Origin of the sequence: Streptomyces sp. NPDC051976, from assembly GCF_040680795.1 — a bacterium.
Lineage (GTDB): Bacteria > Actinomycetota > Actinomycetes > Streptomycetales > Streptomycetaceae > Actinacidiphila.
The window spans coordinates 73927-93834 of record NZ_JBFAXL010000003.1 but is presented as its reverse complement, the minus strand read 5'-3'; the positions used below and the strand labels follow the sequence as shown (position 1 = coordinate 93834).

The 19908-nt window shown below is 71.8% G+C and carries 22 protein-coding genes and 1 pseudogene; 14 read left to right on the top strand and 9 right to left on the bottom strand.

The window, feature by feature from the left end:
* Positions 1–78: 78 nt before the first annotated feature.
* On the top strand, positions 79–441 hold the full coding sequence (locus AB0M29_RS04635; protein WP_365378849.1) for an STAS domain-containing protein: 363 nt from the start codon (positions 79–81) through the stop codon (positions 439–441).
* A gap of 95 nt (positions 442–536) precedes the next feature.
* On the opposite strand, the pseudogene AB0M29_RS04630 reads toward AB0M29_RS04635, so the two are convergent.
* Positions 537–767 (bottom strand): annotated as a pseudogene (locus tag AB0M29_RS04630) (ATP-binding protein); the annotation flags it as partial.
* Between the two features lie 299 nt (positions 768–1066).
* On the opposite strand from AB0M29_RS04630, the gene AB0M29_RS04625 reads away from it, so the two are divergent.
* From AB0M29_RS04625 to AB0M29_RS04615, 3 genes are read left to right on the top strand one after another with little or no spacing between them, the layout of a single operon-like run.
* Positions 1067–1879, top strand: a complete 813-nt coding sequence (locus AB0M29_RS04625) for an MEDS domain-containing protein (protein ID WP_365378846.1) — start codon at positions 1067–1069, stop codon at positions 1877–1879.
* On the top strand, positions 1876–2841 hold the full coding sequence (locus AB0M29_RS04620; protein ID WP_365378844.1) for a sensor histidine kinase: 966 nt from the start codon (positions 1876–1878) through the stop codon (positions 2839–2841). Before AB0M29_RS04625 ends, AB0M29_RS04620 begins: the two co-directional genes overlap by 4 nt.
* Before the next feature lie 57 nt (positions 2842–2898).
* Complete coding sequence (locus AB0M29_RS04615; protein ID WP_365378842.1) at positions 2899–3330, top strand: STAS domain-containing protein; 432 nt, start codon at positions 2899–2901, stop codon at positions 3328–3330.
* Positions 3331–3379: 49 nt separating this feature from the next.
* Here AB0M29_RS04615 and AB0M29_RS04610 read toward each other — a convergent pair whose 3' ends face one another.
* Positions 3380–3877: a pyridoxamine 5'-phosphate oxidase family protein gene (locus AB0M29_RS04610; RefSeq protein WP_365378839.1), complete on the bottom strand. Its 498-nt coding sequence runs from the start codon at positions 3875–3877 to the stop codon at positions 3380–3382.
* A 208-nt stretch (positions 3878–4085) separates the two neighbouring features.
* Here AB0M29_RS04610 and AB0M29_RS04605 point away from each other — a divergent pair, with 208 nt between their 5' ends.
* The gene (locus tag AB0M29_RS04605; RefSeq protein ID WP_365378836.1) at positions 4086–4403 is read left to right on the top strand and encodes a hypothetical protein; all 318 of its coding nucleotides are present in this window, start codon (positions 4086–4088) and stop codon (positions 4401–4403) included.
* Positions 4404–4448: 45 nt separating this feature from the next.
* On the opposite strand, the gene AB0M29_RS04600 is transcribed toward AB0M29_RS04605, so the two are convergent.
* A complete protein-coding gene (locus AB0M29_RS04600; protein WP_365378834.1) occupies positions 4449–5111 on the bottom strand; it encodes an HNH endonuclease family protein in 663 nt (220 codons plus the stop codon).
* 355 nt (positions 5112–5466) lie between these two features.
* Here AB0M29_RS04600 and AB0M29_RS04595 point away from each other — a divergent pair, with 355 nt between their 5' ends.
* Both AB0M29_RS04595 and AB0M29_RS04590 read left to right on the top strand, forming a co-directional pair.
* On the top strand, positions 5467–6186 hold the full coding sequence (locus AB0M29_RS04595) for an alpha/beta hydrolase (RefSeq protein ID WP_365378831.1): 720 nt from the start codon (positions 5467–5469) through the stop codon (positions 6184–6186).
* An 89-nt stretch (positions 6187–6275) separates the two neighbouring features.
* Complete coding sequence (locus tag AB0M29_RS04590) at positions 6276–6623, top strand: VOC family protein (RefSeq protein WP_365378828.1); 348 nt, start codon at positions 6276–6278, stop codon at positions 6621–6623.
* A 69-nt stretch (positions 6624–6692) separates the two neighbouring features.
* On the opposite strand, the gene AB0M29_RS04585 is transcribed toward AB0M29_RS04590, so the two are convergent.
* Together AB0M29_RS04585 and AB0M29_RS04580 are read right to left on the bottom strand one after the other, a co-directional pair.
* A complete protein-coding gene (locus tag AB0M29_RS04585) occupies positions 6693–8954 on the bottom strand; it encodes a putative Ig domain-containing protein (RefSeq protein WP_365378826.1) in 2262 nt (753 codons plus the stop codon).
* 211 nt (positions 8955–9165) lie between these two features.
* Positions 9166–9513 carry a hypothetical protein gene (locus AB0M29_RS04580; RefSeq protein WP_365378823.1) on the bottom strand — a complete coding sequence of 116 codons (348 nt, stop codon included), beginning with the start codon at positions 9511–9513 and terminating at the stop codon, positions 9166–9168.
* A gap of 186 nt (positions 9514–9699) precedes the next feature.
* On the opposite strand from AB0M29_RS04580, the gene AB0M29_RS04575 reads away from it, so the two are divergent.
* The 6 genes from AB0M29_RS04575 to AB0M29_RS04550 all read left to right on the top strand — a co-directional run bounded on the left by AB0M29_RS04575 (position 9700) and on the right by AB0M29_RS04550 (position 14763).
* Complete coding sequence (locus AB0M29_RS04575; protein WP_365378821.1) at positions 9700–10182, top strand: hypothetical protein; 483 nt, start codon at positions 9700–9702, stop codon at positions 10180–10182.
* Positions 10125–12266 (top strand): hypothetical protein, encoded by a 2142-nt coding sequence (locus tag AB0M29_RS04570; protein WP_365378818.1) that lies wholly within the window; start codon positions 10125–10127, stop codon positions 12264–12266. Before AB0M29_RS04575 ends, AB0M29_RS04570 begins: the two co-directional genes overlap by 58 nt.
* Positions 12267–12473: 207 nt before the next feature.
* A complete protein-coding gene (locus AB0M29_RS04565) occupies positions 12474–13274 on the top strand; it encodes a GNAT family N-acetyltransferase (protein WP_365378816.1) in 801 nt (266 codons plus the stop codon).
* On the top strand, positions 13271–13495 hold the full coding sequence (infA, locus tag AB0M29_RS04560; RefSeq protein WP_365378813.1) for a translation initiation factor IF-1: 225 nt from the start codon (positions 13271–13273) through the stop codon (positions 13493–13495). Before AB0M29_RS04565 ends, infA begins: the two co-directional genes overlap by 4 nt.
* A 181-nt stretch (positions 13496–13676) precedes the next feature.
* The gene (locus AB0M29_RS04555) at positions 13677–14330 is read left to right on the top strand and encodes a class I SAM-dependent methyltransferase (protein WP_365378810.1); all 654 of its coding nucleotides are present in this window, start codon (positions 13677–13679) and stop codon (positions 14328–14330) included.
* Positions 14263–14763, top strand: coding sequence for a hypothetical protein (locus AB0M29_RS04550; protein WP_365378807.1), 501 nt, complete (start codon positions 14263–14265; stop codon positions 14761–14763). The genes AB0M29_RS04555 and AB0M29_RS04550 overlap by 68 nt, the downstream gene beginning before the upstream one ends.
* Before the next feature lie 73 nt (positions 14764–14836).
* On the opposite strand, the gene pntB is transcribed toward AB0M29_RS04550, so the two are convergent.
* The 3 genes from pntB to AB0M29_RS04535 form a co-directional block, all read right to left on the bottom strand.
* Complete coding sequence (gene pntB, locus AB0M29_RS04545) at positions 14837–16303, bottom strand: Re/Si-specific NAD(P)(+) transhydrogenase subunit beta (RefSeq protein ID WP_365378805.1); 1467 nt, start codon at positions 16301–16303, stop codon at positions 14837–14839.
* Between the two features lie 6 nt (positions 16304–16309).
* The gene (locus AB0M29_RS04540) at positions 16310–17866 is read right to left on the bottom strand and encodes a Re/Si-specific NAD(P)(+) transhydrogenase subunit alpha (RefSeq protein ID WP_365378802.1); all 1557 of its coding nucleotides are present in this window, start codon (positions 17864–17866) and stop codon (positions 16310–16312) included.
* 297 nt (positions 17867–18163) lie between these two features.
* Positions 18164–18421, bottom strand: a complete 258-nt coding sequence (locus tag AB0M29_RS04535) for a WhiB family transcriptional regulator (protein WP_365378800.1) — start codon at positions 18419–18421, stop codon at positions 18164–18166.
* Positions 18422–18629: 208 nt separating this feature from the next.
* Here AB0M29_RS04535 and AB0M29_RS04530 point away from each other — a divergent pair, with 208 nt between their 5' ends.
* Positions 18630–19355 (top strand): carbon-nitrogen hydrolase family protein, encoded by a 726-nt coding sequence (locus AB0M29_RS04530; protein WP_365378797.1) that lies wholly within the window; start codon positions 18630–18632, stop codon positions 19353–19355.
* Positions 19356–19388: 33 nt separating this feature from the next.
* Here AB0M29_RS04530 and AB0M29_RS04525 read toward each other — a convergent pair whose 3' ends face one another.
* Positions 19389–19823, bottom strand: a complete 435-nt coding sequence (locus AB0M29_RS04525) for a VOC family protein (RefSeq protein WP_365378794.1) — start codon at positions 19821–19823, stop codon at positions 19389–19391.
* Positions 19824–19908: the final 85 nt, after the last annotated feature.

Sequence of the window (19908 nt, the reverse complement as noted above, 5' to 3'; positions counted from 1 at the left end):
GTGCTTGCTGAAACGGTTCGGTGCGGACCCGGTGTGCAAGGATCAGGCGTTCGTGAAGATTCCAGAAGGGGAGCGGTCATGGAGAGCGCGCCTGTTCCGTCTCCTGACGGGAACGTCCGCTGCACGGTGCTCACCCGCCTCGGAGAGCCGAGCGTGATCACCGTCTCCGGAGACGCGGATCTGCACAGCATCGGGCCGGTGGCGGAGGCGGTGCGGACCGCTCTGGATCACCATCCCCATCTCGTCCTCGACCTCGGCGGGGTCGCCTTCGCGGACTCGTCCTTCCTCAACGTCCTTCTGCAGGCCCGCAACAGCTCCCTGGAGCGGGACGGGAGCGTGCGGCTGCTCAGGGTCAGCAGCCAGGTCCGGCGCCTGCTGGACCTCACCGGCGCCGAGGCGCTGTTCCCCCCGGCCACGGACGAGCAGCCGAAGCAGCCGTGAGCAGGGCCGCCGGTACGTTCCGGTACCGGTGGTGCGGGCTCGGCTGACGCCACCGGGCGGACGGGACCGGCGTCGGCGACATCGACCCATACGCGCTTGCCGTGCGCGGTCGGCTCCGCACCCCAGGTCTGGGTGAGGGCGGCGACGATACGCAAGCCGTGACCGCCGACCTGCGCGTGCGCGGTGGGCCGCAGGACCGGGACCGTACGGGAGTCGTCACTGACGACGATCCGCAGCCGGCGCGCACCGAAGACCAGCCACAGCCCGGTGGTACCCCCGACGTGCCGCAGCGCGTTGGTGACCAGCTCGGACACCACCAGCGCCACCGCCTCCGGGTCCGGGCGCCACCGGGTCGGCCAGGGGAACTCCGTCACCTGCCGTCTGGCCCACCCCCTCGCGAGGGAGATCTGCCGTCGTCGGTACCTACCGCCAAGAACCACTCCGCCATACCCGTTCCCCTGGTCGCCGGCACCGCCCACCGGCCGGGCCGCTGAGCGCCGTCTCCCTCGCGCCTTCCCCGTGGCGCCGCCCTCACCACCGTCCGCCGTGCCTCCCTGACCAGGCAGGAGGGGTGACGGATTGTAAGGTGGGCGGCAACAGGTGGTTCGGGACGAGGAGGACGGTGGTGAGGATCGCGCGCAGCGGGGCGAGCCTCTCTCCGATCGACGTCGGTGACCATGTGTGCTGGGCGGCGCCGCCGAAGGCGGAGTTCCAGCGCACGGCCCGGGCGTATCTGACCGACGGGACCCGGCTCGGCGACAAGATCATGGTCGTGGGCCCGCCGTCACCGGCCTGGCAGCTGGACCTTCCGGCCGCCCAGGGCCAGCTCGTGGACCCCGCCGCGTGCGACGTAGGCTGGAACGCGGACGCACTGGTGTCCCTGGTACGGCAGGAGGCCGAAGCGGCGGGCCGGCAGGGCTTCCGGGCGTTGCGGGTACTGGCGAACATGGACCGTATCTGGCCTGCCGGGATCACCCCGCGGCAGGTGGCCGATCACGAGCTGCGGCTGGACGCCGTCATCGGTGGCAGCGCGGCCATGGTGGTGTGCGCGTACGCCGGTACGCGTTTCCCGCCGGACCTACTGGGGCAGGCGGCGAGCGTGCATCCGCACTTCGTGGGAGATCGCGACGCGGAACCCTCATTCCGGGTGTTCAGCGGCGGAGAGGACTGCTGGAACGTGAGCGGTGTGGTCGACGCGGACGGCGCCGCCGCCTTTCACACCGCCGTGACCGAGCTGCTGCGGACCACCAGCACCCTGCGGCTGCGCTGCGCGGACCTGGAACTGATCGACGCCGCCGGCATGCGGACGCTGGCCGAGGCGGCGGCCGCCTTCCCCGGACGGACGATCACGGTCGAGAACGCCAACGCGCTCGTCCGCAAATGCTGGGAGCTGCTCAGCTACGACGACCCGACCGTCCCGGTGGAGCTGGTGCCATGACCCCGGCGACCACCGCGGCGGCATCCGGCGGCGCGCCCGCGCCCGCCTTCCGCCACGAGCTGTACCCCTACCAGGGCGAGAACGCCTTCCTGGCGGGTGCCACGTCGTTCATCGAGGACGCGCTGGGCGCCGACGAGACGGTGCTGGTCGCGGTCGGCCCCGACAAGCAGGTCATACTGCGCGACGCGCTCGACGCGACCCGGGCCGACGGGCAGGTGCGGTTCGTCGACACCGCGGCCCTCGGCCGCAACCCCGGACGGCTCATCCCGGCCTGGCAGGACTGGATCGCCAAGACCGTCAGCCAGGGCCAGCCGGTGCGCGGCATCAGCGAGTCCCCCTGGGCCACGGCCACCGCGGCCGAACGCGGTGAGCTGCGCTACCACGAGTGGCTGCTGAACCGCACCTTCGCCGAATCGCCCGCCTGGTGGCTGCTGTGCCCCTACGACACCAGCACGGTGGAGGCGGCCGTGCTCGACTCGGCGCGTCGCTGTCACCCCTTCCAGCTCGCCGAGGGTCTGCACGGCGACAACCCGGCCTTCGCCGACGAGCCGTTCCTCTTCGACGAGCTGACCGCGCCCTGCGACCCGCAGGAGACCCTGACGTACGGGGCGGGCGCGCTGGCGGCGGTACGCGGCAAGGTGACCGCTTGCGCCACCGTGCACGGGCTGAAGGGCGCGCGGCTGCAGGAACTGCTGGTGGCCGTCACGGAGGTGGCGTCCAACAGCATCCGGCACGGCGGTGGCCGGGGCACCCTGCAGACCTGGGTCGAGGGCGACGTCCTCATCTGCCAGTTCCACGACGCGGGCCACATCCGCGACCCCCTCGTGGGCCGCTCACGGCCGGAGCCCCACCAGTCCGGCGGCCGGGGACTGTGGCTGGTCCACCAGCTGTGCGACCTGGTGCAGATCCGCTCCACCGCCGAGCACGGCGCCACCGTACGGCTGAGCACGGCACTGCGCTAGGACCCGAGGGCGGGGGTCGGCCCGACTGGACGACCGACGGCGGGGCATAAGCCAGCCATGACCGCCCCCACGGAACGCCGACCCCAGGGCACGGACCTGCCCGGTCACCGCGACGACGCCCCGTACGGGGCCGCGCCACCGGACCGGGACGCGCTCCGCTGCCAGGCCACCACCAGCGGCTCCACGATGCGCCTGGCAGTGGTGGGGACGGTCGACTTCGAGAGCAAGGAGACCTTCCTCGACACGGTCGCCGTCCATCTGCACCAGGCCCGCCACCGCGTCAGCGCCCTCCACCTGGACATGGCTGGCCTCGCCCACTGCGACTCCTCCGCCCTGGCCGCCCTGATCACCGTCCACCGCTGGGTCACCGCCGCGGGCCTCCGCCTCCGCCTGGACAACCAGCCACCCTTCCTCCAGCAGATGCTCACCCTCACCGGCCTGGCCGGGTTCCTCGGCACCGCGGGCGCGAACAGCACGGTCACCGCCTGAGAAGACCCGGGAAGACCGGTTCGCGGGCGGCGCCGTACTCGCGGCGCTCTCAGGCGTCCTGGCGCTCCGCGCGTTGCCGGATCAGCTCCTCGACCGCGCTGGGCAGCGTCGTCTCGAAGTCGATGAGCTTCGCCCAGGTGGGCGTGACGACGATCCGGACCATGCCGTCGTAGAGCGAGCGGACCTCGGCCTCCCAGGTGACGCGCTGCTCGGGCGTCATCGTGTAGCTGCCGTTGATCTGCAGATATTCGTCCGGGATGCCGTCGACGACGTCCAGCTCGGCCCGTCCGCGGATGAGCAGGATCTTCGGTGGGTGGACCTCGGTGTCGATGGTCAGGGCGACCATCGGGTTCTCGCGCAGCGCGGGCAGCTTCGGGGCGTTCTTCGAGGTGCACAGGACGATCTGCGCGCCGTTCCAGGCGAACGCGATCGGGATGCTGCGCGGTGTGCCGTCCTGGGCGACGTAGGCCAGACGGGTGAGGTCCCGGGCGAGCAGTTCCTGGCTGATCGGCCGGTTGAGGATCTCGGTGATCTCGGTCGCTTCCATGGTGATAGCCCCTTCGTCGGCGTCTTCGAGCGGCCCGGTCCTGGCCTCTCGTGTCCCTGGGACGGAGCGGGCTCGACGTTCTCGACATCCGAGGCGCACGCATCCGGGATGCTTTTTTCGGCGGGCCGTCCCGGCGGACGGCTGATGGCCCGCGCGTCGCACCGTCCGGCTACTCCCCGGTGACGGTGAGCGGGGCTAGGGTGCCCCCATGGGCGATATCGAATACCCGTCCGAGCTGATCGAGGCGCAGCGGCGCTGCCACCGCGCCTGGGCGGCGGTGGAGGCCCACCGGCGCGAGGTCGACGCCCGGCGCCGCGCGGAGGCCGCGGACCAGCCCAAGGACGAGTCCAGGCCGTGGGCTCCGCGCACTCTGCGGCTGTGGACGGACACCGAGAGCGCCCGTCACGAGGAACTGATGGCGGAGGTGCACGCGGCGGCCGAGGCGCGGACCACCGCACTGGAGGCGTCGCGGCTCGGTTCCGGGGCGGACGTCGTCGAGGGCCTGCACGCCGCCGCGCGGACGTAGCCGCGGCGGGGAGTTCGGACCGCGCTCCCTCCGCGGATCAGGCGGTCAGGCCAGGGGGACGTCGAGCGCGTCGTCAGGGCACTGGTCCGCGAGGCGTTCGAGGGCGGCCTGTTCCATGGGGTCGACGGCGAGGTTCCAGCGGGTCTTCACCGCCACCCAGTCGTCCAGGTAGTGGCAGCGGGCGTCGGAGGCCGACGGCAGCCAGGTCGACGGGTCCTGGTCGCCCTTGGCCCGGTGGGACGCCGCGGTCACCGCCACCAGCGTGCGGGGGTAGTCCAGGTCGTTGGCGTACGCCTCGCGGCGGTCGGCGTCCCACTCCATGGCCCCGGAATCCCAGGCTTCCGCGAGCGGGACCGTGTGGTCGACCTCCAGTCCTGACGGCCCGTCGACGCTGGTGTCGTCGTAGTAGCTGAACCACCGCCCGCCGGTCAGCGTGCAGCCCGCGGACCGAACCGGCGCGACGACCGCTTCGTCCATGAGGACCTCCGCGCGGGTGTCGCACCCGTCGTGGTCGGCGTCCGCCCAGTGCCCGAACTGCGCCTCCGCGTACCCGTCGCGGGCCTCACCCGCCACCCGCAGCTCGGCGATCAGGTCCCACACACCGGTCGGACCCGCCGCGGACTCCTGGGCATGGCCTCCGACGGTCGTCCCCCCGAGCAGCGCCGCGGCGGCCAGCACAACGAGCAGCGTCCTCTTCACGTACGTCATCCCATCCTCGATCGGCAACCGATGAGGCATACCTACCGACCCGACCGCCCCCGCCGGGTGAGGCGCGACCCTGGGGTCACCCGCAGCGGGGAACGAAACGCCCAGCCGGAGCCGGAGCCGGAGCCGGAGCCGGAGCCGGAGCCGGAGCCGGAGCCGGAGCCGGAGTGCGCGGGGGCCTTCGCGAAAACCGGTTGGTGGAGCGCGGCGGCCGCTGCTAATCTCGCCGAGGCCGTGCGAAGGAACGAGGAGGTGGTACCCGTGAACACAACGTTGACATGGGTGCTCCCCTCCGGGGTCACGGTCGGGCGATAGGTCGTCCGGGAGCGCCGTTCGCGAGCTCCCGAAAGGCACGACCATGCAATTCACTTCCGAGCAGCGCCTCGACGACGGCGTCCTCGAACGCGAATTCACCCTCGGCGACATTCCCGGCACGCTGTGGACGCCGGCTTCGGCACCGGTCCCGCTGATCCTGATGGCCCACAACAACGGCCTGCCCAAGGCGGAACCGCGGCTGGTGGCCCGGGCCCGGTACACGGCCGCGTGCGGTTACGCGGTGGCCACCATCGATGCCGCCGGGTGCGGTGTCCGGCCCCGTAGCGCCGCCGACGAGCAGGCGCGTGGCCGTCTGCGGCGGGCGATGCAGGCCGGTGAGCCGGTCGACGACATCTTCGAGTCCTTCATCGGCCCGCTGGTCGAGAACGCGGTCCCCGAGTGGCGCACCACCCTGGACGCCCTCCTCGATCTGCCCGGGATCGACGGCCCCGTCGGGTACTCGGGGTGGACCGCCCTCGGCATCCGCCTCGCGGTGCTCGAACCGCGCATCGCCGCCGCCGGCCTCTTCGCCGGCGGCTATGTCCCGCTCGCCCAGCGCGAGGAGGCCCGCCAGGTGACCATCCCGCTGCTCGTCCTGCTGCAGTGGGACGACGAGGGCAACCCCCGGCAGCGCGCCCTGGACCTCTTCGACGCCTTCGGCAGCAAGGAGAAGACCCTGCACGCCAACCTGGGCGGCCACACCGGCACACCTTGGTTCGAGCGGGAGGACGGCGACCGCTTCTTCGGCCGGCACCTGAAGTGAGTCCCGGCCGCCGGGCCGGCGGCAGCCCGTAGGGTCGAACCTCGTGAGAGCCCTCACGAAAACGCGTCTGGATCTGCTGGGAGTTGCCGATGGCCGTTCGCCGTGTCGTACCCAATGTGCGGTCGCAGGCGGTGGGGGAGAGCCGGGAGTTCTACGGGCTGCTCGGGTTCGAGGAGGTCATGAACCACGGCTGGATCATGACGCTCGCTTCCCCGTCCGATCCGGGGGCGCAGGTCAGCTTCATGGCCGAGGACAGGACCGCGCCGGTCGTGCCGGACATGAGCGTCGAGGTGAGCGATGTGGACGCCGCCTACGCGGCCATGCGGGAGCGCGGTGCGGAGATCGTGCACCCCTTGCAGGACGAGGAGTGGGGGGTGCGCCGGTTCTTCGTGCGTGACCCCAACGGACGGGTGGTGAACGTGCTGGGCCACCGGTGACACCGAAGCCGCGCCCTGGCCGTTCCGTACGGCTCAGGGCGCGGTTTCGTGTGCTGCTCGGACCATGGCTCAGGACAGCGTCAGCGCCGTGTCGTCGGTGACGAAGGACGTCTGCAGGGAGGAGTCCTCGGTGCCGGTGAAGGCGAAGGTCACGGTCTGGCCGGCCAGGGAGGAGACGTCGAACGTCTTCTGGGTGTAGCCGCCTGCCTTGTCGAGGTTGGAGTAGGTGGCCAGGGTGGTGCTGCCGGCCTTGACGGTGAGCTTGTCGTAGGCCGTGGACGTGGTGGTCTCGGCCGTGTCGATGTGCAGGTAGAAGGTGAAGGCGGCCTTGCAGCCCGCCGGGATGGTGACGGACTGGGACAGGGTGTCGGTGTGGGTGGACCCGTAGCCGTCGAGCCACGCGTCCCAGGTGCCGCCGTGGGTGGGCTGGCCCTGGGAGCCGTACTGGCCGATGACGCCGGAGCTGCCGGTCCACACGGTGCTGCCGGACTCGAAGCCGGGGTTGCCGAGCTTCTGGCCGGGGGCTGAACAGGTGCCGCCGCCCGCGGGGTTGACGGTCCAGGTGAAGCTCGCGCTGCCGTGCGCACCGGTGTTGTCGGTCGCGGTGACGACGGTGTTGTAGGTCGCCGCGGTCGTCGGGGTGCCGGAGATCAGCCCGGTGCCGGAGTTGATCGCCAGGCCGGCCGGCAGGCCCGTCGCGCTGTAGGTCAGCGTCGCGCCGGAGGCGGAGTCGGTGGCCTGGATCTGCAGGCTCGCCGCCGTGCCGACGGTGCCGGTCTGGTTGCCCGGCCCGGTGACGGTGACGGTGTTGCCGGGCGGCTGGCCGCCGCCGATCGGCAGGCCGCCGCTGGGCGCGTACATCCCGACGTCGAACGTGCTCCCGTTCGGCGCGTGGGCGATCGGCACGACCGGGTACGCGTTGCCGCCGGGCAGCACCGAGGTGGAGATGTAGTCGCCGAACATCCGGCCCTGCGAGGTGTCGGGCAGCCACGCGAGCGTCATCGGCCCGGCGAGCTGCGTCGGCGCGGTCCACGTCGTGCCGCCGTCGCCGGAGGAGACGAACCCGGCGTCGAGCTGGCACGTGGTGTCGGTGCAGGCCGCGCTCGGGTAGTAGTAGTACGTCAGCCCGAGGCGGGCGGTGCTGCCGGAGCCGGCGGGGTCGACACCGATGCCGGGCACGAAGTGGTCGGCGCCGCTGCCCACCGCGTCGATCGGTATCCGGGCCGGGGCGGACCAGGTGGTGCCGTTGGCGGACGTCGACATGATGATGTCGTTGCTGGTGCAGTTGGAGCGGAAGCGGCAGTCCGACCAGACGGCGTAGACCTTCCCCGAGGAGTCGATCTCGGCGGAGGGCAGCGGGCCCTCACGCAGCGAGTCGAGCCGCGACATGTCGGCCGCGTCGTCCTCCAGGCCGGAGACCGGGTGGTGGGAGACGGTCGCGATCTGCACGCTGGAGCCCCAGCTGGTGCCGCCGTTGGTCGACACGAAGGCGCGTTCGGCGTCCTCGCTGGCCGAGGAGAACGGCACGACGACGGTCCCGTTGGGCTGTACGACCGGCTGGCCGCCGAGACCGCTCGGGCTGTCGCCGGGGCTGCGCTGGGTGCCCCATGTCAGGCCGCCGTCGGTCGAGGTCTTCATGTGCTCGGCGTCGCCGGCGTTGGCGTCGTCGTACTCGGTGTAGCAGTGGCCGTAGTAGGGACTGGCCGAGTGGTCGTCGCACACCGTCCAGTTCTTGTCGTCGAAGGTGCCGGTGGAGATGGTGACGGGATTGCCCCAGGTGTGGCCGCCGTCGGTGGAGCGGCTCAGCTCGACGTCCACGACACTGCCGGAGGTGACGCCCAGCCAGGAGACCATCCACACGCCGTCCTTGGCGTCGTACGCCACCGAGGCGTCGCTCGCGGCGGCGTAGGGGCCGCCGGTGTTGGTCGTGGAGTTCGGCATGAACCCGTGGGTCCAGGTCTGGCCGCCGTCGGTCGACGTGGTCCAGCCGATGTTCGAGGCGCCGCCGCCGTAGACCCGGCCGACCTGGAACGCCGAGACGATGGTGCCGCCGTACGAGAAGGTGTCCGGCTCGACCTCGGTGGCGTGCTGGGCCTGGCTGTCGGAGTACGGGTCGCTGCTGATCTGGTTCATCTGGGGTAACAACGCGGAGGCCGAGTGGGCGGCGGGCGCTCCCGGGGCCGCCGGAGCGTTCTCGGAGACTCCGGTGGCGGCCGCGGTGGCGGTCGGCGCGAAGGCCAGTGCGGCGGCCAGGGTCGTACCTGCGGCAGCGACTGCGGCGGCGCTCCTGACTGCGCCTGCGCTGCGCAGGCGTGGGGACAGTCTGGGCATGGCTCTCCTGACTCGGATGCGGGGCCGCGGTGCGCGGTCCCCTGCGCCGGCGCCACGGTGGGGTGGTGAGCGGACGGCGCTGACCGATAGGTGGACAGCCGGATGGTCGTGGTGTGACGGGCCGCACGACAGCCCTGGAGAGTGGCGCGTACATGCCATGTCGCTTTCGCGCGGCTACGCTACGGCGCCGCGCGTACCGGTTCGGCGGGAGTCAGCGGGGCGGCGGTGCCGGAGGGGCGGCGCTCGTGCTGACGTGGCGGCAGGGGGCGGTCCACCGGTTTCCGGAGGGGGTCCAGTCGCCGTCGCGGGCGAAGCCGCACTGGTCGAGGGTGCGGTCGAGGTCCGCCGCGGGGAGGTCGTGGCCCGATGTCCGCGGCGTGACGGTGACGACGAGGGCGTCGACCTCGCCGCGATCGGGGTGGTCGGCCAGGCTCTGGACGGTCAGGTGCCACTGCCCGTCGGCGGGGACGGCCTCCGCCCGGTAGGGGGGATCGGTGCGGGTGCCCGCCTCGCCGCCCTGCGCCGATCCGCCCGTCCCGGACACGTCGGTCTCCGGCATGGATACCTCCTCAGATTCGCTCGGGAGCCGTCTGCCCGCATTCCGCCGAGCCCAACGCACGGGCAGGCGGCGGACCGACGGGGTGGGGCGGATCGTCTGTGAACGTCACGAAAAGGCGTCAACTGAGTATTGTGCGGTTCCAGCCGATACGGTCGTCCTCATTCCGTACAGCCGGGGGGAGTTGGCATGGGGCGTACGCGTCGCGGTCTGCTGGTGGGGGCGGTCGTCGTGGCGGCGGGCCTGCTCGCTCTGCTCGCGGTGATGCTGACGCGGCACGGGGGCGATTCCGCCGCCGGTGCGGAGCAGAAGGGGGACGGCCCTACGCCGAGCGCCGATGCCCACCAGCAGGCGCGGCAGGTCGCCACCGCGCTGACGAAGCTCGCCACCGATCCCTCCTCGCTGGTCGCGGCCGGTGCCCGCACCGAGGTCAAGGACCGTGCCGCCCAGGGCGTCCCGAAGGGGTCGAAGGTGACGCCGGAACCGGCGACCTGGGCGCCGGACGGCGCGGGCGGCGGGGTGATGACGGTGACCGTGGCCTCTCCGGGGCGGCCGGCGGTGAGCTACGCGGCGGTGATGGTGCACGAGAGCGGCGGCTGGAAGGTCCTGGCCACATGGAAGCTGCCCGACGTGCGGTCCACGACGGCCACCACGACGGGGGCGGCGTCATGAGGTACCCGCGGACCGGGCGGCGGGCGGTGGTCGCCGCCGTCGCCCTCGCCCTCTTGGCAGGCGGCCAACTCGCCGTGGAACAACCGGCGTCCGCCGTTCCCGCCAAGAGTCCCGCGAAGACCACTCCCGCCGAGTGGGGCGCTCACTGCGGGTCGGGCGCGCTCGGGCTGGACAAGGACACCGTCCAGCTCGCCCCCACTCTGTCCAGGGACCGGAACCCCGACGGGTCACCGGTCGCGTACACCCCCGACACCCGGGGCACCTACACCCCGATCGTCATGGTGCACGGCTGGACCGGAAGCGACACCCATGACGACGCGGGCAAGGGCGCCTTCTCGCACCGTATCGACCTCACGGCCAACCGTCTGAGCACGGTGACCACCACCAGGTCGCTGATCGGGCAGTTCCAGTCGCTGCCCGGCGCGGCGGTCTTCACCTTCGACTACCACCCGTACTCGGCACGGTGGGTCGACGACGCCCACCTCGGGCCCGCGCTGGGCAAGGTCATCGACTGCCTCTACCAGGCCAGCGGCCAGAAAGTGATCGTCGTCGGCCACTCGATGGGCGGCCTCATCACGCGGTACGCGGCGACCCACCACGGGGTGTCCGGCGCCGACCGGTCGGCCGAGATCAGCACCGTGGTGACCTTCGGGACCCCGGAGACAGGATCGGTCGCGGCGCTGCTGACGGAGGCGGGAGCGGACGTCGGAGCGGAGACGAACGATGTGCTCGCCGTCGTCCGCACGATCCTCGCCGTCTGCGGTCGGCTCACCACCGGCGACATCGAGACCGGCACGCTCTGCGACCGGCTCCCCCCACCGGTCAGGGCCTTCGAGTCGCAGGCCGGGCAGGCGCTGCGGACCGGCTCCGCGGAGCTGCGGGCGCTCAAGCCGTGGCCGAGATCGATCTTCGTGGACGCGCTGGGCGGGCACACCCGCTTCGAGGTCCGGGACAGGGGATGGTTCGCGCTGCCGTGGAGCACGACGTCCGTGGACACCGGGGATCTGGTCGTCACGGCCGGCTCCGCCTTCCAGGGCGCGGACTCGACGCGGGCGATCTCCTGCGCGTACCAGCTCAGTGCGGTCCGCGGGGCGACGGACGCGCTGGGCCTCACCTTCAAGCAGGTCAGCAAGGCCGATGTCGCCGAGGTGCCGCTGAAATTGCTCTTCAGCGCCTGCATCCACCCCGACCTCATGCGGAGCATCGAACTCACCAACGAGGCACTGGGCGCGGTGTCGGACGACATCGCGTCCCGCCAGCCGGTGACGGCGGCGAGTCTGCTGTCCGCGCCCGTACCGGCGGCCTGCGGCCACCGGGCGGGGAAGCTCGTCGACGGCAAGCAGCCGGGCATCCCGGAAACGCAGGGGATGATGCAGCTCAGCTGGGTGGACAGCGCCCGGTCCCGGTCGGACCTGCTGACCTTCGGGGACCTGAACGCAGACGGCAGGGGCGACGCCGCCACCGCGCTCTTCTGCACCGCCGGAGGCGTGTCCTGGCCGGAGATCATCGCCTTCTACGGGCACGGACCCACGCTGATCGGGTCCGTGAGCCTGAGCAGCATCAACCTGCCCGGCCGCGAGCCCGGGGAGAACGCGGTGGTGCATCGCCTGCGGTACGCCGACGGTGGTGTCCTCGCCCAGTGGTCGACCCAGCAGGACGGCGACCCGGGCGCGAGCGCGACCCTCGACTACACCGCCACGCTCCGCTGGGACGGGCACGCCGTGGTCGCCTCCGGTCTCACCGCCACCACCGAGCGCGGCACCGTGGACCGCTTCCTGAACGCCCTGCGCGCGCACGACACCGCCGTGGCCTCCGCGCTGGCCGCGCCCGGTGTCGGCGCGGAGGCCGCGGACCGGTTCCGCACCTCTGCCGACGCCCTCGCCGCCGAACCGACGTGTTACGGCCCGAACGGCGACTTCCCGCCGAGCGCCCAGGGCCTCGCCGACATCGGAGGACCGCAGTACGTGGAGGCCCAGCGCTACTGCCTGCTGCCCACGTCAGCCGAGGGCGGCACCTATGTGGTGCTGGGCATCACGAAGACCGGATTCCAGCGCTGGCGGGTGTCCTCGGTCACCGTGGTGTGAGCCGCGGGTTCCGCCCCAGCGGAAAAGGATTTGAGCGGGGCGGCGCCCGGCCGCTACCGTCGTGGCGGATCGTGAAGTCGTCGTAGGAGGTGAGACCCGTGAACACAGTTACCCATGGGTGCTCCCTCATCCCGTCACGGTCCGGCGGCTGACCTTCGGTGTCGCCAGGAGCGCCTGATATCGAGGCACTCCTGGAAGGAAACGCCGATGAATACCAAGCCTTCACCCTCTGGATCCGGCCTGGGCGAGCACGCGGTGACGATCACGCGTGTCGCTGACGGGCAGTGGCACGCACTCGACGACGACCTCGTGGTCGGCCGCGGGCATGCGGGACGGCGGCCTGACGGACGTCTGTTCGTCAGTATCGACGCCTGGCACGGCGCCACCTTCGACCGGCTCGCCGGGGCGATGCTCGCCGAACTGCCGGGGCCGCTGCACACCGTGGTCGACGAAGCCGACACCGAACTGACGGAGGGCTGGCGCCGGGCCGGCTTCACCGTCCGGCGCCGCGAGTGGGAGTACATGGTGCCGACCGACCCGCGGGTCACCGGGCTCGCGGACGTCCTGCCGCCTCCGGGCGTGACGATCGTGCCCGCCGGCCAGGCCGACGAGACCCTGCTGCGGGCGGTGGACCGCGCCATCCGTGACGAGGTCGAGGCCACCGTCGGGTGGGCGCGGTCGATGCCCGCGGAGGTCGTTCCCCGCGCCGAAGGCGACACCATCGTCGACCCGGCGAAGTACGCGGTCGCCGCGGGGCCGGACAGCTACCTGGGCCTGATCCGGGTGGTGAGAGTGATCCGGCCGCGCATCGGGCTGCTCGCCGTCCGGGCCGGCGAGCAGCGCCGCGGCATCGCACGGGCGCTGCTGGCCCACGCACTCGGGACACTGCACGACTCCGGTTCCACCGCTGCCTGGACCGAGGTCCACGAGTCCCACCACGCCGCCTCCGCGCTGTTCGAGGGCATCGGTGCCCAACGGGTCAGCAGCAACCTGGAGTTGGTGCGATGACCAAGCACAAGAACGTCATCGAGGTCGAGGGCAGGATCGTCGAGTGCCTGCGCAGCGCCATGTTCACCGTGGAGCTCGACAACGGCCACCAGGTGCTCGCGCACATCAGCGGGAAGATCCGCAAGAACTACATCAAGATCGTCCTCGAGGACCGAGTGCTGGTAGAACTCCCGCCGTACGACCTGACCCGCGGCCGCATCGTGTTCCGATACCGGAACTAACGGCGGCCGCCGCCTCCCGCGAAACCTGAATCCGGGGCCCCGGTCACGCCGTCGCCGTGACCGGGCCACCCGGCCGGACGACGGAGTCAACCGCCGTCGACCGCGCCGTGGACGTCGGGGAGGATCCTGGCGGCCCCACCCGTGCCCGCCGCCGGGCGCGAGCCCCGTAGGGTTCTGCGTCGTGCAGCAGCTAGAGATTTCCGACCTGATCACGGCGGTCGATCCACACAGCGGCCACCGGCTTCCGGTCCGGCGTGCCGAGGTGATCCAGCAGCTCCGTGCGTGCGGGGACGAGCGCGCGGCCGGGGTCGTCGCCGGGCTGCCGGCCGACGCGGACGGCGTGCTCGACCCCCACGCCGTGGACCGCCTCCTCATCAGCGTGCACACCGAACTTCAGCGTCTGAGCGAGGAGTTGCGGATCGGCGACCGCCTTATCCATGTGCTCGGCCCCCTCTTCACCGCGATCCGGGCGACCACCGGGCACCCGGGGCCGTACCGCCTGGTCGACGTCGGCTGCGGCCTGGGCTATCTGATCCGCTGGCTGGCGGCGACGCAGGCGCTCGGCGCGGACGTGGAGTTGGTCGGGGTCGACCTCGACGCCGCGCTCGTCGGCGAGGCGGACCGCCTCGCCCGCGAGGAAGGGCTCAACTGCCGCTTCGTGCACGGGAATGCCTTCGCCCTGCCGGAGGCGGCCACCGTCTCGGACGGGCCGCACGTCGGCTCGTCGGCCCGGAACACCTCGCCGAGGCCACGCGATGACCCCTGCCGTGCCCCTCCTCCTGCTCGGTCTGGTCGACGCGGCGTTCAGCGGCTTCCGCGCCTACGCCGGCCGTGACGCACACATACGCAAGCACCGGGCCACTGCCCGAGCCGCGCTGCGGGGACTGGCCGTCGGGGCCGTCCTGCTGCTCGCCCCCGTGCTGACCGCCGCCCTCCTGCTGCTGACGGCGTCGGACCGGGCCGGGACGTACGACCTCCTGACCGCCGGCGGTACCGGCTATGTGCTGCCGCTCACCGGCTACGCCGTCGTCGTACTCCTCTCGCTCGCCGCCTACTTCGTCCTGCCGTTCCGTGCCAGCACGCTCGCGATGGTCGTCGGTCTCGGCCCGCTGACCCTGCTGCGCCCGTTCGCGGTCGCCGCCGCCTGCGTCGGTGCGGTCGTCAACGGCGGTGGCGGGTCCGGCCTGCTGGTCGGCACGGTCGCGGGCGCCGCCGTGCTGGGCGTCGAGCCCTTGGTGCACCGGCGCTGGTACCGCCACGTGCTCTAGGGACGGTCCCTGCCGGGTGGCCGCCGTCCGTCCCGACGCCGCGTGGCGTCGGGACGGCGGATCGTACCGGCGTTCAGCGGCTGGCCACTGTCGCCTGGCGGGTGTCCGGGGTCGCCGGGCGGTGGCTGTCGGTGCTGAGGGCGTTGAGGATGGCTTCCACGCTCTGTTTGGCGTCGCCGAAGAGCATGCCGCTGTTCTCGCGGAAGAAGAGGGGGTTCTGGACGCCCGCGTAGCCGGAGGCCATGGAGCGCTTGAAGACGACGACATGCTCGGCTTCCCAGACGCGAAGTACCGGCATGCCGGCGATCGGGCTGGTCGGGTCGTCGGTCGCGGCGGGGTTGACGGTGTCGTTGGCGCCGATGACGAGGACGACCGAGGTGGTGGCGAAGTCGTCGTTGATCTCGTCCATCTCCAGGACGATGTCGTAGGGCACCTTGGCCTCGGCCAGGAGCACGTTCATATGGCCGGGCAGGCGTCCGGCGACGGGGTGCACGCCGAAGAGAACCTCGATGCCGCGCTCGCGCAACTGCCGGGTCAGCTCCGCGACGGGGTGCTGGGCCTGGGCCACGGCCATGCCGTAGCCGGGGGTGATGATGACCGAACGGGCCTGCGCGAGCATGTCGGCCACCTCGGCGGCGCGTACCTCGCGGTGCTCGCCGTGGTCCTCCTCGCCGCCCGACGGGGCCTCGATGCCGAAACCGCCCGCGATGACGGACAGGAAGGACCGGTTCATCGCCTTGCACATGATGTAGGACAGATAGGCACCGGAGGAGCCGACCAGCGCGCCCGTGACGATGAGCAGATTGTTGTCCAGCAGGAAGCCCGCCGCGGCGGCGGCCCATCCGGAGTAGCTGTTCAGCATGGAGACGACGACCGGCATGTCGCCGCCGCCGATCGAGGCGACCAGGTGCCAGCCGAGCGCCAGCGCCAGCGCGGTCACCGCGATCATCACCGGCAGGTTCGGGCTGACGGTGAACCAGATGGTCAGGGCGACGAAGGCGGCGAGTGAGCCGATGTTGAGCGCGTTCTTGCCCGGCAGCATCAGGGGGCTGGACTTGATGCGCGCCGAGAGCTTCAGGAATGCGACGATCGAGCCGGTGAACGTCACCGCGCCGATGAAGACCCCGATGAGCACCTCGGAATGGTGGATGCCCAGCAGGTCGGCGCCGATGCGGGTCTGCGCCGAGCCGTGGGACTCCACCTCCAGGTAGCTGTTCCAGCCCACCAGCACCGCGGCGAGGCCGACGAAGCTGTGCAGGACGGCGATCAGCTCGGGCATCTGCGTCATCTCGACGCGGCGGGCCCGCCACAGGCCCATCGCCGCGCCGAGCGCCATCGCCAGCACGATCAGCGCGACCGCCCCGGCGTTGATGCTCTGCGCGGCCACGACGATGGTGGCGACCAGGGCCAGGGCCATGCCGGCGATGCCGTAGACGACGCCCGCGCGGGAGGTGCGGTGCTGGGACAGGCCCGCCAGGCTGAGGATGAACAGCAGGGCGGCGACCAGGTCGGCAGCGTGTGAAGCCGTCAAAGATGTCATCTCGGCTCAGCCTTTCGAGAACATGGACAGCATGCGGCGGGTGACGGCGAACCCGCCGAACACGTTGACGCTCGTCAGCAGGATCGCCACGAAGGACAGCGTGGTGACGATCCAGCTCTCGTGCCCGAACTGCAGCAGGGCCCCGATGACGACGATCCCGGAGATCGCGTTGGTCACCGACATCAGCGGGGTGTGCAGCGCGTGGTGCACCTTGCCGATGACGTAGTAGCCGATGACCACCGCCAGTGCGAACACGGTGAAGTTGCCCGCGAGTTGGGCCGGTGCGAAGGCCACCAGCAGGAACAGCGCGAGCATCCCGGCCCCGATCAGGCCGAAGCGGACGGCGGGCGTCAGCTTCGACTGCTGCGGCCCGGGCGCCTCGGGTGCGGCCGCGGGCTGTACGGCGGGCGTGGCCGAGACCGCGACGGGCGGCGGCGGCCAGGTGATGTCACCGTCGCGCACGACGGTCACCGCCCGCTGTACGACGTCGTCGAAGTCGAGCGTCAGCTGCCCGTCCTTGGCCGGTGTGAGCAGCTTGATCAGGTTCACCAGGTTGGTGCCGAACAGCTGCGACGCCTGGGCCGGGAGCCGGGAGGCCAGGTCGGTGTAGCCGATGATGGTGACGCCGTTGTCGGTCACCACGGTGCGGCCCGGCACGGTGCCCTCGACGTTGCCGCCCATCGCGGCGGCCATGTCGACGATGACGCTGCCCGGCTTCATCACGGCCACGTCCTCGGCCGTCAGCAGCCGCGGTGCCGGGCGCCCCGGGATCAGCGCCGTGGTGATGACGATGTCCACGTCCTCGGCCTGCTCGTGGTAGAGCGCGGCGGCGGCGCGGTCGTAGTCGGCGGACGTCGCCTTGGCGTAGCCGTCCGTGCTCGCCTCCTGCGCGACCTCCACCGGCAGGTACTCGCCGCCCAGCGACTTGACCTGGTCCGTGACCTCCGGCCGCGGGTCGGTGGCCCGTACGATCGCGCCGAGGCTGGAGGCGGCGCCGATCGCCGCGAGCCCGGCCACACCCGCCCCCGCCACCAGCACCTTCGCCGGCGGCACCTTGCCCGCCGCGGTGACCTGGCCGGTGAAGAACCGTCCGAAGACGTGCGCGGCCTCGATCACCGCGCGGTATCCGGCGATGTTCGCCATCGAGGACAGCACGTCCATCGACTGCGCCCGCGAGATGCGCGGCACCGCGTCCAGCGCCAGGGCGGTCACCCCGGCGTCCGCGAGGGCCGCCAGCAGCTCGGGCTTCTGCGCCGGAGCCAGCAGCGCGACCACGGTCGCCCCTCTGCGCAGCCTGCGGATCTCCGCGTCGGAGGGCGCGTTCACCTTCAGGACGACATCGGCGTCCCAGGCGTCGCCGGTCACTGCCCCCGCGTCGGTGTACGCCTGGTCGTCGAAGGCGGATGCCTCACCGGCCCCGGACTCGATGACCACCTTGTAGCCGAGGCCCAGCAGCAGACGTACCGTCGCCGGGGTCGCCGCGACCCGCGTTTCCCCCGAGGCGGACTCGGCCACGACGCCGATGCTGCGAGGGGGATGGTGTGAGGTTTCTTGAGCGGACATGTCCTGTATCTCTCTCGTCAGAGGAGGGTGCGGAAAGGCGTGATCTGCGCTCTGAGGGTTACGACGTCCTGCCCCGTGATCGCAGGAACGTAACCCGTCCGACGGGTACGGGCCAACGAGATGGGACGGTGACGTGCTTCACCTTGCGTTGTCGACCGAAAAGCACGGGGGAACGGGCGCCTCGTCGGGCGCGTCGTGCGGTGCGCGCGCGGGCGGTCCGCGCCGCCCCCCACAGACGACCGCCGCCCACTCGGGTGGGCGGCGGTCACGGTCGTTCCTGGGCCGAGCGGCCAGGCGTCAGGAGCGGACCTCACGGCTCCGCCGGCGGGCGGCACGGCGCTTCATCGCGCGGCGCTCGTCCTCGCTGAGCCCGCCGCACACACCGTGCTCCTGGCCGCTCTCCAGCGCCCACCGCAGACACTGCTCCACGACGGGGCAGCGCCGGCACACCGCCTTGGCCTGCTGGATCTGCAGCAGCGCGGGCCCACTGGTGCCGATCGGAAAGAACAGTTCGGGGTCGTCTTCGCGGCAGATCGCGCGGTGACGCCAGTCCATGTCTACTCCTCGGTTCCTGGATTCCTGGGTTCCTCGGCTTCCGGCCCCACTCACGCGTCCGATCCGAGCGCTGCGGAGCATCCCTTGGCTGCTCCTGCCCCTTCCGTGCCGCCTCAATGTCCCGAATCCACTGCCGCACCGTCCTTGGCCAGGGCTCGGGGCCCCGGGGGCTCGGGGCCCCGGTCCGGGCGTCCGGGGGACGGATAGGGTGAGTCGTGCGATCCGCCGAGAGGGGAACAGCGTGGCGAAGTCGTTGAGCATCGCGGTGGCACAACCGAGGTGCGCGGCACACGACGTGACGGCGAATGCGGTGGCGCACGCGGAGGCGATTCGCGCGGCCGACGCGCGGGTCGTGGTGTTCCCCGAGATGTCGTTGACGGGGTACGAGCTGGACGCGGCGCCGGTCTCGCCGGACGATGTGCGGCTGGCTCCGATCGTCGCCGCGTGCGCCGGGACCGGCACGCTCGCTCTGGTCGGGGCGCCGGTGCCGGGGCCGCGTATCGGCATCCTGGCGGTGGACGGGGACGGGGCGCGCGTCGCCTACGGGAAGGTCCATCTCCACGGCAGCGAGGCGATGCGTTTCGTGCCCGGTGAGCCCGCCGTCATCGAGGTGGACGGGTGGCGGCTGGGGCTCGCCGTCTGCCGTGACACCGGTGTCCCCGAGCACGCCGCGAAGACGGCCGCGCTCGGCATCGACGGCTACGTGGCGGGGGTCGTGCACGCCGACCACGAGGCCGAGGTCCACGGCGAGCGCGCCCGTAGGGTCGCCGCCGACCACGGGGTGTGGGTCGCCACGGCGGCGTTCGCCGGTCCGACCGGCGGTGGCTTCGACCGTACGTCCGGCCGTTCGGGCATCTGGTCCGCCGACGGGCAGCTGATCGCCGAGGCGAGCGCCGGCCCGGACGACTTCGCGCGGGCGCTCTTCCTCAAGTGAGGCGGGCAGGCCCGCCCCGGCGAGCCAGCACCCTCAGTCGACGCAGAACTCGTTGCCCTCGATGTCCAGCATCGGGATGCACGACTCGTTCTCCTCGTCGGCGTACAGCGTCTGCACATGGGTCGCACCCAGCGCCACCAGCCGCGCGCACTCGGCTTCGAGCGCGGCGAGGCGCTCGTCCCCCACGAGGCCGGTGCCGACCCGCACGTCGAGATGGACCCGGTTCTTGACGACCTTGCCCTCGGGGACGCGCTGGAAGTAGAGCCGCGGGCCCACCCCTGAGGGATCACTGCACGCGAACCACGAGTCCCGCTTCTCGGGCGGCTGCGCGTCGTTGAAGTCGTCCCACGTGGCGAACCCCTCCGGCGGCGGCGGTGCGACGTACCCCAGCACCTCGCACCAGAAGCGAGCGGCGCGCTCCGGCTCCGCGCAGTCAAAAGTGACCTGGAACTTCTTGATCGCTGACATCGGCGCACCATACCAAGGGGCGCGGGTACGACGAGCCCCGCCCCGGGGACTGTTGCCCGTGTCAACGCATTCCAACACGAAGGGC

What these genes read in the sequence shown, in the direction of transcription:
- AB0M29_RS04585 (WP_365378826.1), bottom strand. Translation starts at nt 8,954, where the DNA reads ATGCCCAGACTGTCCCCACGCCTGCGCAGCGCAGGCGCAGTCAGGAGC.
- AB0M29_RS04590 (WP_365378828.1), top strand. Translation starts at nt 6,276, where the DNA reads ATGGCCGTTCGCCGTGTCGTACCCAATGTGCGGTCGCAGGCGGTGGGG.
- AB0M29_RS04610 (WP_365378839.1), bottom strand. Translation starts at nt 3,877, where the DNA reads ATGGAAGCGACCGAGATCACCGAGATCCTCAACCGGCCGATCAGCCAG.
- AB0M29_RS04615 (WP_365378842.1), top strand. Translation starts at nt 2,899, where the DNA reads ATGACCGCCCCCACGGAACGCCGACCCCAGGGCACGGACCTGCCCGGT.
- AB0M29_RS04635 (WP_365378849.1), top strand. Translation starts at nt 79, where the DNA reads ATGGAGAGCGCGCCTGTTCCGTCTCCTGACGGGAACGTCCGCTGCACG.
- AB0M29_RS04620 (WP_365378844.1), top strand. Translation starts at nt 1,876, where the DNA reads ATGACCCCGGCGACCACCGCGGCGGCATCCGGCGGCGCGCCCGCGCCC.
- AB0M29_RS04605 (WP_365378836.1), top strand. Translation starts at nt 4,086, where the DNA reads ATGGGCGATATCGAATACCCGTCCGAGCTGATCGAGGCGCAGCGGCGC.
- AB0M29_RS04580 (WP_365378823.1), bottom strand. Translation starts at nt 9,513, where the DNA reads ATGCCGGAGACCGACGTGTCCGGGACGGGCGGATCGGCGCAGGGCGGC.
- AB0M29_RS04595 (WP_365378831.1), top strand. Translation starts at nt 5,467, where the DNA reads ATGCAATTCACTTCCGAGCAGCGCCTCGACGACGGCGTCCTCGAACGC.
- pntB (WP_365378805.1), bottom strand. Translation starts at nt 16,303, where the DNA reads ATGACATCTTTGACGGCTTCACACGCTGCCGACCTGGTCGCCGCCCTG.
- AB0M29_RS04565 (WP_365378816.1), top strand. Translation starts at nt 12,474, where the DNA reads ATGAATACCAAGCCTTCACCCTCTGGATCCGGCCTGGGCGAGCACGCG.
- AB0M29_RS04600 (WP_365378834.1), bottom strand. Translation starts at nt 5,111, where the DNA reads ATGACGTACGTGAAGAGGACGCTGCTCGTTGTGCTGGCCGCCGCGGCG.
- AB0M29_RS04540 (WP_365378802.1), bottom strand. Translation starts at nt 17,866, where the DNA reads ATGTCCGCTCAAGAAACCTCACACCATCCCCCTCGCAGCATCGGCGTC.
- infA (WP_365378813.1), top strand. Translation starts at nt 13,271, where the DNA reads ATGACCAAGCACAAGAACGTCATCGAGGTCGAGGGCAGGATCGTCGAG.
- AB0M29_RS04575 (WP_365378821.1), top strand. Translation starts at nt 9,700, where the DNA reads ATGGGGCGTACGCGTCGCGGTCTGCTGGTGGGGGCGGTCGTCGTGGCG.
- AB0M29_RS04525 (WP_365378794.1), bottom strand. Translation starts at nt 19,823, where the DNA reads ATGTCAGCGATCAAGAAGTTCCAGGTCACTTTTGACTGCGCGGAGCCG.
- AB0M29_RS04570 (WP_365378818.1), top strand. Translation starts at nt 10,125, where the DNA reads ATGGAAGCTGCCCGACGTGCGGTCCACGACGGCCACCACGACGGGGGC.
- AB0M29_RS04535 (WP_365378800.1), bottom strand. Translation starts at nt 18,421, where the DNA reads ATGGACTGGCGTCACCGCGCGATCTGCCGCGAAGACGACCCCGAACTG.